This is a genomic window from Streptomyces sp. NPDC006624 (assembly GCF_040611555.1).
Classification (GTDB): domain Bacteria; phylum Actinomycetota; class Actinomycetes; order Streptomycetales; family Streptomycetaceae; genus Streptomyces.
The window spans coordinates 21,023-31,093 of sequence record NZ_JBEXOM010000003.1; the positions used below are offsets into that span (position 1 = coordinate 21,023).

Below are 10,071 nucleotides of genomic sequence, written 5' to 3' on the forward strand. Positions count from 1 at the left end.
TGAGGGCCGTGGGGAGCCGCGGGGCCCGCCACGACGGGCCCGCGGCTCCCCACGGCCGCTCCGGTTCGGTCGTCAGCGCCTGCCGTTCTTCGGGTCCAGCAGGCCCGCGCGGCGCAACGCGTCGGCCATCGCGTCGTTGGCCGGTGCGGGCGCCTGCCGGGCACCGCCACCGCCACCGCCGCCCCGGCGCCCGCCGGCACCGCCCTGGCGCTGCTGCGGCGGACGCCCGCCGCGCTGCCGGCGCTCACCGGCGCCGCCGCCCTGCCCGGCCTGCGGTGCCGCCTCGTCGTCCAGGCGCAGCGTCAGCGAGATCCGCTTGCGCGGGATGTCGACGTCGAGGACCTTCACCTTGACGATGTCGCCGGGCTTCACCACGTCCCGCGGGTCCTTCACGAACGTCTTCGACATCGCCGAGACGTGCACCAGACCGTCCTGGTGGACACCGACGTCGACGAACGCCCCGAAGGCGGCGACGTTCGTCACCACGCCCTCGAGGACCATCCCGGACGACAGGTCGGAGATCTTCTCGACCCCCTCCTTGAAGGCGGCGGTCTTGAACGCCGGACGCGGGTCGCGGCCGGGCTTCTCCAGCTCCTTGAGGATGTCGGTGACGGTCGGCAGACCGAACGACTCGTCCACGAAGTCCCGCGGCCGCAGCGAGCGCAGCACGGAGGTGTTCCCGATGAGCCCGGCGACCTCCTGCCCCGTCGTCTTCACCATGCGCCGGACCACCGGGTACGCCTCCGGGTGCACGCTGGAGGCGTCCAGCGGGTCGTCCCCGCCGCGGATCCGCAGGAAGCCGGCGCACTGCTCGTAGGCCTTCGGGCCGAGCCGCGCCACCTTCTTCAGCTCGCCGCGGGACCTGAACGGACCGTTCTGGTCGCGGTGCGCCACGATGTTCTCGGCGAGGCCGGAGGTGATGCCGGAGACCCGGGCCAGCAGCGGGGCGGAGGCCGTGTTGACGTCCACGCCCACGCCGTTCACACAGTCCTCCACGACCGCGTCGAGCGAGCGCGAGAGCTTCACCTCGGACAGGTCGTGCTGGTACTGGCCGACGCCGATGGACTTCGGGTCGATCTTCACCAGCTCGGCGAGCGGGTCCTGCAGCCGGCGCGCGATCGACACGGCGCCGCGCAGCGACACGTCCATGTCGGGCAGCTCCTGGGAGGCGAACGCCGACGCCGAGTACACCGACGCGCCCGCCTCGGACACCATCACCTTCGTGAGGTTCAGCTCCGGGTGCCTGGCGATCAGCTCGCCGGCGAGCTTGTCCGTCTCGCGGGACGCCGTGCCGTTGCCGATGGCGATCAGCTCGACCGCGTGCTCCTTCGCCAGCCGGGCCAGCTTGGCGATGGCCTCGTCCCAGCGGTTGGCCGGGACGTGCGGATGGATGACGTCCGTGGCGACGACCTTGCCGGTCGCGTCCACCACGGCGACCTTCACGCCCGTGCGGAAACCGGGGTCGAGGCCGAGCGTCGCGCGGGTGCCCGCCGGGGCGGCGAGCAGCAGGTCGCGCAGGTTCGCCGCGAAGACCCGCACCGCCTCGTCCTCGGCGGCCGTGCGCAGCCGCAGCCGCAGGTCGATGCCGAGGTGGACCAGGATGCGGGTGCGCCACGCCCAGCGGACGGTGTCCTTGAGCCACTTGTCACCGGGGCGGCCCCGGTCGGCGATCCCGAACCGGCCGGCGACGATCCCCTCGTACGACGACGGGCCGTCGGTCGGCTCCTCGGGTTCCAGGACGAGGTCGAGGACCTCCTCCTTCTCGCCGCGCAGCATGGCGAGGACGCGGTGCGAGGGCAGTTCCGTGAACGGCTCGGAGAAGTCGAAGTAGTCGGCGAACTTCGCGCCCGCCTCCTCCTTGCCCTCCCGCACCTTGGCGGCCAGCCGGCCGCGCACCCACATGCGCTCGCGGAGCTCGCCGATCAGGTCGGCGTCCTCGGAGAAGCGCTCGGTGAGGATGGCGCGGGCGCCGTCGAGGGCGGCCTGCGGGTCCGCCACGCCCTTGCCGGCGTCGACGAACGCGGCGGCCGCGGAGAGGGGCTCCACGGTCGGATCCCCGAGCAGCCCCTCCGCCAGCGGCTCGAGACCGGCCTCCCGTGCGATCTGCGCCTTGGTGCGGCGCTTGGGCTTGTAGGGGAGGTAGATGTCCTCCAGGCGCGCCTTGGTCTCGGCGCCGCGGATCCGGGCCTCGAGCTCCTCGGTGAGCTTGCCCTGCTCGCGCACCGACTCCAGGATCGCCGCCCGCCGCTCCTCCAGCTCCCGCAGGTACCGCAGACGCTCCTCGATCGTGCGCAGCTGCGCGTCGTCGAGCATCTCGGTCGCTTCCTTGCGGTAGCGAGCGATGAAGGGCACCGTGGAACCGCCGTCCAGCAGCTCCACGGCGGCCTTGACCTGCCGCTCCCGTACGCCGAGTTCCTCGGCGATCCTTCCTTCGATGGACCCTGCTTCGATGGACCCGGGTGTCGTCACGATCCCGTACCGCCTTCTCACTGAGGTTGCGCGGCAATTGTGGCAGGTGGGACCGACACTCGGGGATCAGGGCGGGGCGGCAGGCCGGGTCGCGGTCAGGCCCTGCGGCTGCGGGTGGAGGACGAGGCGCCGCCGAACAGCCGGGCCAGGGCCCGGAAGGGCAGAGTCACGACGGTGGCGATGGCGCCGCCGATCTGGCGCAGCACGTCAGCGATAGCACGGAACACGAAATTCCCCTTTCCTCACACCGGCCGCTCGGCCGGTGGAGTGCGGGTACCTCGTCAGCGCCTTACTATGCGTGACCCTTCCCGATCAGGTCCGCCGGGAACGCCCCCGCCACCAGCGCCGCGTGCGCGAACGCCCCGCCCAGCTCGGTCAGCCGGGCCACGCCCTGCGCGCCCAGATGCTCGTACGGGGCGCGGTCGAGGCGGTCGGTCTCCTGCTCGATCTCCTGGCGCAGGGCGGCGCCCCGCTCGGTGAGCTCGCCGGTCGCGTCCAGCAGCCCGCGCTCGCGCAGCCTGCCGGCCGCCGCGTCCCAGTCCTCCTGCGTCCAGCCCCGGGTGGTCAGGACCCACTTGGGGGCCATGCCCCTGCCCGTCGCCGTGTGGGTGACGACGGCCTCCAGCCCGTCCAGGCCCGCGGACATCAGGGCGGCCAGGTGCCCGTCGCCCCGGTGCTCGCGCAGCAGGGTCGCCGCGTGCCAGTAGGCGAGGTGCGGCTCCTCGGGGACGGGCAGGTCGGCGTGGGCGGCGTACAGCGGCCTCGCCGCGCGGGAACAGGCCTCTGCCGCCCGCAGCGCCAGCCGCGCGGCCTCCGCCATCGCGGCCGACGCCAGGACCTCCGCGCCGAGCAGCCGGCGCAGGGTCGCGTCGACCGCACGCGCGCGTGCCTCCAGCACCCGGCCCGGCGCGGCGGTCTCCCACACGGCCGGGACGTGCCGGGCGACGAGCTCGTACTTGTAGTTGTAGAAGGCCGCCGTCACGGTTCCGGCGCCGACCGCGCCGAGGGCGGCGGCCCGCACGGCGAAGTTCACGGCCCGCGGGTCGGTGATCCCGACGGCACCCAGCTCCCGTCCCAGGTCGGGCGAGAAGTAGTGCGCGGCGTGCAGGGAGTTGAGCACGTTGTGGCAGCGTCGGCCGGCGCGCGGCTCCAGAGCGGCAGTCGTCATGCCGGGCAGGTTACCAACCGCTTGGTATGCCCTCCAGGGGTCCGTCCGCCCGGCACCCGGCGGCCCGCGACCGCGCCGTGGCAGGAAAGGTGGGGAACTCGTCATTGCCGCCGTGCGCCCGGCCCGCGCACCATCGTCGTCATGGCCCAGCACACGGTTCTCGCCGTGCTCTTCGACGGCGTGCAGAGTCTCGACGTCAGCGGCCCCGCGGAGGTCTTCGCGGGCGCGGACCTGATCTCCCCGGGCGCCTACCGGATCCGCACGGCCTCCCCGGACGGCGCGCCCGTGCGCACCACCAGCGGCCTGACCCTCGTCCCCGACACGTCCCTGGCCACCGCGCCCGCCCCGGACACCCTCCTCGTCCCCGGCGGCACGGGCACCCGGCGGCCGGACCCGCGCCTGGTCGCCTGGGTGCGCGAGCACGGCCCGCGCGCCCGGCGGCTGGTCTCCGTGTGCACCGGCGCGTTCGTGCTCGCCGAGGCCGGGTTGCTGCAGGGCCGCCGGGCGACGACCCACTGGGCGTACTGCGACACGCTCGCCCGCGACCACCCGTCCGTCGCCGTCGAGCCCGACCCGGTCTACGTCCGCGACGGGCACGTCGCCACCTCGGCCGGTGTCACCGCCGGCATCGACCTCGCCCTCGCCCTGGTGGAGGAGGACCTGGGCCGGGACACCGCCCTCACCATCGCCCGCCACCTCGTGGTGTTTCTGCGCAGGCCCGGCAACCAGGCCCAGTTCAGCGCCCAGCTCGCGGCCCAGACCGCCCGTCGCGAGCCGCTGCGGGACGTCCAGCGCTTCATCGCCGAACGCCCCGACGCCGACCTCTGCGTCGAGTCCCTGGCCGCCCGCGCCCGGCTCTCGCCGCGCCACTTCGCGCGGGCCTTCCGCGCCGAGACCGGCATGACGCCGGGCCGGTACGTGGACCGCGTCCGCCTCGAACACGCCCGCCGCCTGCTGGAGGACACGGCCGACGGCGTCGAGGAGATCTCCCGCAGCAGCGGCTACGGCACGCCCGAGGCCATGCGCCGCGCCTTCCTCAAGGCGCTGGGCACCCCGCCCGCCGAGTACCGCCGCCGCTTCCGCCCCGCGACCCCGCCCTGAGCCCCGCCCACCGGCAGGACCGGCAGGACCGGCCCACCGATCAGAAAGGGACGTCCATGCAGATCGCCATCGTCCTCTACGACCGCTTCACCGCCCTCGACGCCATCGGCCCCTACGAGACCCTCGGCCGCCTCCCCGGCGCGCGGACCGCCTTCGTCGCCGAGCAGCCCGGCCCCGTGCGCAACGACGCGGGCGACCTCGCGCTCGTCGCCGGGCACGCCCTGGCCGAGGTGCCGAGCCCCGACATCGTCGTCGTCCCCGGCGGCCCGGGCCCGCTCCCGCTGGCCGCGGACGGACCGCTGCTGACCTGGCTGCGCGCCGCCGACGCCACCAGCACCTGGACGACGTCCGTCTGCACCGGCTCCCTGCTGCTGGCCGCCGCCGGGCTGCTGAAGGGCCGGCGCGCGACCTCCCACTGGCTCGCCCTGGAGGAGCTGAGGCGCCACGGCGCCGAGCCCACCGGGGAGCGGGTCGTCACCGACGGCAAGTACGTCACCGCGGCCGGTGTCTCCGCCGGCATCGACATGGGGCTGACCCTGCTCGGCCGCATCGCGGGCGACGACCACGCGCGGATCGTCCAGCTCGCCACCGAGTACGACCCCCAGCCGCCCTACGACGCCGGATCCCCCGGGAAGGCGCCCGCGCACCTCGTCGACCTGGTCCGCACGCACGCCGGTCTCACTCTGACGTAGGCACGCTCCAGCCGAACTCCGGCTGCCTGCGCTCCAGGAACGCGGCGACGCCCTCCGCGGTGTCGCCGCTGCCGCGTGCCTGCCCGGCCCAGTGGGCGTCGCGGTCCGTACGCCCGTCCGCGAACTCCTTCGCCGCCGCCTGCGTCAGCTGCGAACGCGACGCCAGGATCCGGGTGAACTCGCCCGTGCGCTTGCCGAGTTCGCCCTCGGGCAGCACCTCGTCGACCAGCCCGGTGCGCAGCGCGCGCCCCGCGTCGATCAGCTCGCCGGAGAAGAGCAGGTACTTGGCGCCGGCCGGCCCCACCAGGGACACCAGCCGACGGGTCGAGGACGCCGGGTACACGATGCCGAGCTTCGCGGGCGTCACCCCGAACAGCGCCCCCTCCTCGGCGAACCGCAGATCGCAGGCCGCCGCCAGCTGCGCCCCGCCGCCCACGCAGTGACCGCGGATCGCGGCCAGGGTCGGCTTGGGGAACGCGGCCAGCGCCTCCTCGGCCCGCACGGCCAGGGACTGCGCCTCCTCGGGCGAGCCCCGCAGCGTCGAGATGTCGGCCCCGGCGCAGAACGTCCCGCCCGCGCCGGTCAGCACCAGTGCCTGTACGGCCGGGTCGCCCGCCGCCTCGTCGAGCAGCGGCGGCAGGGCCCGCCACATGGCGGCCGTCATGGCGTTGCGCTTCTCCGGGTGGCGGATGACGACCGTGGCGACCGAGTCGGTCACGCTGTACTGCAGCTGCGGCTCCATGCGCCGGATGCTATCCGCACGGCAAACCCGTACAACCCGAATAGTTCGCCGAGACGGCACAACAGGGACAGGACCAGTCCCACAACTGACCGTGTCATACGCCAACGGTCAGAAGCGTTCGATAGTTGCTGACTTCTGTTCAGCCGTGGGGTGGGGAGCGCATCCTTGCCAACACTCTGGGATGTGGCGACTATCGAGCGCGAGGGTGGCGACCGGACGATGGACGACGACGGGCGAGGGTCCGGCCCACGCCCCCAGGGCGGCGCGGCGCCCCTGAACCCCGGGCCCGCGGATCCGCTGCCGTACGAGGGGGTCTGGAGGTTCACCGCACCGGCGGTCGACGCCTCCGTCCCGCAGGCCCGGCACGCCGTACGGGACCTGCTGCTGCGTCAGGGAGTGCCCCTCCCGGACGACCTGGCCCAAGGGCTGCTGCTGATCGTCTCGGAGCTGGTGACGAACGCCGTGAAGCACGCGGCGGTGCTGTCACCGACGATCGCCGTCGAGGTGGCCGTCGGCGCCGAGTGGCTGCGCCTGTCCGTGGAGGACAACCATCCCTACCGGCCGTCGGCCCTGGAGACCGACCACGGCCGGACCGGCGGGCGCGGGCTGCTCCTGGTGCGCGAGATCACCCGCGAGGCGGGCGGCGTCTGCGAGGTCGATCACACCGCGAGCGGCGGCAAGGTGATCTGGGCCGCCCTGCCGCTCAAGCCCGCGCGCCTGCCCTGAGCCCCGCCGCGGGGCCCCTGCTCACCAGCCGGCCGAGGTGCCCGTCAGCTCCCTGACCGCCGGCCGGGCCGCGTCCAGGACGGTCATGAACCAGGCCGAGAAGGGGTCCCTCGCGTGCCGCTCCGCCAGCTCGGGCGGGGTCACGAACGCCGTCGACGCCACCTCCTGCGGATCCGGGCGCAGCACGGCCTGCACCATGCCGACGAAGAGGTGGTTGTACTCCTGCTCCACCAGCCCCGACTCCGGGTCCGGGTGGTTGTAGCGGACCGTGCCCGCCTCGGCCAGCAGGGACGGGGAGGCGCCGAGCTCCTCGAAGGTCCGCCGCGCCGCCGCCGCGAAGGGCGCCTCACCGGGGTACGGATGGCCGCAGCAGGTGTTGGACCACACACCGGGGGAGTGGTACTTGCCCAGCGCGCGCTGCTGCAGCAGCAGCCGGCCGTACTCGTCGAAGAGGAACACGGAGAACGCGCGGTGCAGCTGTCCGGGCGGCTGGTGGGCGGCGAGCTTCTCCGCGGTGCCGATCGTCACGCCGTCCTCGTCGACCAGTTCCAGCAAAATCGCCTCTGCGGTGCCGCTCGACGGGCTGTGCGTCGCGGTGGCAGGTGTGATCGGCATACCCATCCTTCACATCGGTCTTCGCGCCCCAAGTCTGCCGTACGAATCCGGCACTCCCGGCACTTCGCGGCACGCCCGCATGTCCCGCGCGGCGGGCGCGGGGCGTGGACGGCGCCACCGCGACACCGGAGGAGGCACCCAGGAGGGGATCGTGCCCGGCCCGATGGGCCGAAAATCGCTCCCCGCCGGTGCCGCGAGAGCCAGGGCGCGGGCGTGCGCCGGAGGGCCGCGTTCCCGGCGCACGCGAGGCCCGACGCGCCCCTTCGGCCCCCTGCGCCCCTTCAGTTCCGCAGTTCCGTGGTCCCGGCGGGCGGCGCGTCAGTGGCAGAGGTGCGCCTCGTGCTCCGCGTGCCCGCTCGGCTCCAGCTGGAAGGTGCAGTGCTCCACGTCGAAGTGGTCGCCGAGGCAGGCCTGCAGCTCGTGGAGCATCTTCTCGTGGCCGATGGCGCTCAGCGCCTCCGAGCTGACCACCACGTGCGCCGACAGCACCGGCATGCCCGAGGTGATCGTCCAGGCGTGCAGGTCGTGGACGTCCTCCACCCCGTCGGTGGCGAGGATGTGGGCGCGGACCTCCGCCATGTCGACGCCCTTGGGCGCCGCCTCCAGCAGCACGTCGAGGGTCTCGCGCAGCAGCTTCCACGTGCGGGGCGCGATCATCAGCGCGATGACCAGCGAGGCGATCGGGTCGGCGGGCTGCCAGCCGGTGAGCATGATCACCGCGGACGAGACGATCACCGTGACCGAGCCCAGGGCGTCCGCCGCCACCTCGAGGAAGGCGCCGCGCACGTTCAGGCTCTCCTTCTGGCCGCGCATCAGCAGCGCCAGCGACACCAGGTTCGCGGCCAGGCCGATCACACCGAAGAGCAGGGCGAGCCGGCCCTCGGTCTGCGCCGGGGTGAGGAACCGCTGCACCGACTCGTACACGACGTAGCCGCCGGCGCCGAGCAGCAGCAGGCAGTTGGCCAGGGCGGCGAGGATCTCGGCGCGGGCGTAGCCGAAGGTGGCCCGCTCGCTCGGCGGGCGGCCCGCGAAGTGGATCGCGAGCAGCGCCATACCCAGGCCCAGCGCGTCCGTCGCCATGTGCGCGGAGTCCGCGACGAGCGCGAGCGAGTCGGCGAGGACGCCGCCGACGATCTGCACGACCACGATGCCCAGCGTGATCGCCAGTGCGGCCCGCAGCCGGCCGCGGTACGCCGAGGTCGCCGTACCGGCGGCCACGCCGTGCGCGTGCCCGTGATCGTGCCCAGCCCCCATGGGAAAGTCACCCTCCAGCGTCCGTCCGATCCTGCCCGGCGACCCAAGTGAACTACGGGGAGGGGGTATGTGCAACGCGGCACTGAACACCGTTGTCATCTGCCCTGACCTGCGGAAACGACACGCAGGTCAGGGCAGCGCGCGGCTCACAGGCCGTGGTGCGGCCGCCAGCCCCGCCAGGCCGACTCCACCATCTCGCGCACCCCGCGCCGCGCGGTCCAGCCCAGCTCCCCGGCGGCCCGGGCGGCGGAGGCGACCGCGCGCGGGGCGTCCCCGGGGCGGCGCGGCTCGACGAGCGGCGGGCGCCGGTCGCCGGTGACCTCGCCGATCACCGTGATCAGCTCGCGCACCGAGACGCCCTCCCCGCGGCCGATGTTGACCGTCAGGTCGCCCGTGACGCCGCCCTCCGCGAGCCGCCGGGCCGCCGCGAGATGGGCCTCGGCCAGATCGGCGACGTGAATGTAGTCACGCACGCAGGTGCCGTCCGGCGTGGGGTAGTCGTCGCCGAAGATCCGCGGCGCCTCGTCGCGGGTCAGCCGGTCGAAGACCATCGGGACGATGTTGAACACGCCCGTGTCGGCCAGCTCCGGCGCCGCGGCGCCCGCCACGTTGAAATAGCGCAGGCAGACGGTGGAGATCCCGTGCGCCCGGCCCGCCGCCCGCACCAGCCACTCCCCGGCGAGCTTGGTCTCGCCGTACGGGTTCACCGGCGCACAGGGCGTGTCCTCCGTGATGAGGTCCACACCCGGGTCGCCGTACACCGCCGCGGAGGAGGAGAAGACGAAGCGCCCGATCCCGGCCTGCGCGACCGCGTCGAGCAGGGTCGCCAGGCCGCCGACGTTCTCCCGGTAGTACCGCGTCGGCTGCGCGACGGACTCGGCGACCTGCTTGCGGGCCGCGAGATGCACCACACCCGTCACGGAGTGCTCGGCGAACACCCGCTTCAGCAGCTCCCCGTCCAGCGACGAGCCCTCGATCAGCGGGACGCCGGACGGCAGCCGCGCCGGCACACCGGCCGAGAGGTCGTCCAGGGCGAGGACGCGCTCCCCGGCCTCGGTCATGGCCCTGGCCACATGGGCCCCGATGTAGCCGGCACCGCCGGTGATCAGCCAAGTCATGGTCGCCCACCCTATGCGGCCACCGCCCGCACCGGCGCAATGTCCCCCGATGTCCGGTCTGGAACCGCGGTTTGTGGGGCGGGCCCGGGATCCCCGATGATGATCGCGGCAAAGACTTGTGCGAACTGCGTCGATCGATCCGCCCAACAGCCGGTGAACGCGGCCTTCCCCGCATCCGATAGCCTC

Annotated in this window: 10 protein-coding genes; 3 read left to right on the forward strand and 7 right to left on the reverse strand. The window is 73.8% G+C overall.

From position 1 onward, the window contains the following. Positions 1 to 72 precede the first annotated feature (72 nt). The 3 genes from ABZY20_RS06525 to ABZY20_RS06535 all read right to left on the reverse strand — a co-directional run bounded on the left by ABZY20_RS06525 (position 73) and on the right by ABZY20_RS06535 (position 3,637). Positions 73 to 2,469, reverse strand: coding sequence for a Tex family protein (locus ABZY20_RS06525; protein WP_356437494.1), 2,397 nt, complete (start codon positions 2,467 to 2,469; stop codon positions 73 to 75). A gap of 95 nt (positions 2,470 to 2,564) precedes the next feature. Next, positions 2,565 to 2,696: an LPFR motif small protein gene (locus tag ABZY20_RS06530; RefSeq protein WP_252100478.1), complete on the reverse strand. Its 132-nt coding sequence runs from the start codon at positions 2,694 to 2,696 to the stop codon at positions 2,565 to 2,567. Positions 2,697 to 2,761: 65 nt separating this feature from the next. Further along, positions 2,762 to 3,637 carry a hypothetical protein gene (locus ABZY20_RS06535; RefSeq protein ID WP_356437497.1) on the reverse strand — a complete coding sequence of 292 codons (876 nt, stop codon included), beginning with the start codon at positions 3,635 to 3,637 and terminating at the stop codon, positions 2,762 to 2,764. Positions 3,638 to 3,778: 141 nt separating this feature from the next. Here ABZY20_RS06535 and ABZY20_RS06540 point away from each other — a divergent pair, with 141 nt between their 5' ends. Both ABZY20_RS06540 and ABZY20_RS06545 read left to right on the forward strand, forming a co-directional pair. Next, a complete protein-coding gene (locus ABZY20_RS06540; RefSeq protein ID WP_356437500.1) occupies positions 3,779 to 4,738 on the forward strand; it encodes a GlxA family transcriptional regulator in 960 nt (319 codons plus the stop codon). A gap of 56 nt (positions 4,739 to 4,794) precedes the next feature. Next, positions 4,795 to 5,430 (forward strand): DJ-1/PfpI family protein, encoded by a 636-nt coding sequence (locus tag ABZY20_RS06545; RefSeq protein ID WP_356437503.1) that lies wholly within the window; start codon positions 4,795 to 4,797, stop codon positions 5,428 to 5,430. Here the strand turns inward: ABZY20_RS06545 and ABZY20_RS06550 are convergent. Further along, positions 5,417 to 6,172, reverse strand: coding sequence for an enoyl-CoA hydratase/isomerase family protein (locus tag ABZY20_RS06550; protein WP_356437506.1), 756 nt, complete (start codon positions 6,170 to 6,172; stop codon positions 5,417 to 5,419). The genes ABZY20_RS06545 and ABZY20_RS06550 overlap by 14 nt on opposite strands. 219 nt (positions 6,173 to 6,391) lie before the next feature. On the opposite strand from ABZY20_RS06550, the gene ABZY20_RS06555 reads away from it, so the two are divergent. After that, complete coding sequence (locus tag ABZY20_RS06555; protein WP_356438642.1) at positions 6,392 to 6,898, forward strand: ATP-binding protein; 507 nt, start codon at positions 6,392 to 6,394, stop codon at positions 6,896 to 6,898. A 21-nt stretch (positions 6,899 to 6,919) separates the two neighbouring features. On the opposite strand, the gene idi is transcribed toward ABZY20_RS06555, so the two are convergent. The 3 genes from idi to galE all read right to left on the reverse strand — a co-directional run bounded on the left by idi (position 6,920) and on the right by galE (position 9,885). Continuing rightward, positions 6,920 to 7,513, reverse strand: coding sequence for an isopentenyl-diphosphate Delta-isomerase (gene idi, locus ABZY20_RS06560; RefSeq protein WP_356437509.1), 594 nt, complete (start codon positions 7,511 to 7,513; stop codon positions 6,920 to 6,922). 318 nt (positions 7,514 to 7,831) lie between these two features. Next, positions 7,832 to 8,767, reverse strand: coding sequence for a cation diffusion facilitator family transporter (locus ABZY20_RS06565; protein ID WP_356437511.1), 936 nt, complete (start codon positions 8,765 to 8,767; stop codon positions 7,832 to 7,834). 146 nt (positions 8,768 to 8,913) lie between these two features. Further along, positions 8,914 to 9,885, reverse strand: coding sequence for a UDP-glucose 4-epimerase GalE (gene galE, locus ABZY20_RS06570; RefSeq protein WP_356437514.1), 972 nt, complete (start codon positions 9,883 to 9,885; stop codon positions 8,914 to 8,916). Positions 9,886 to 10,071: the final 186 nt, after the last annotated feature.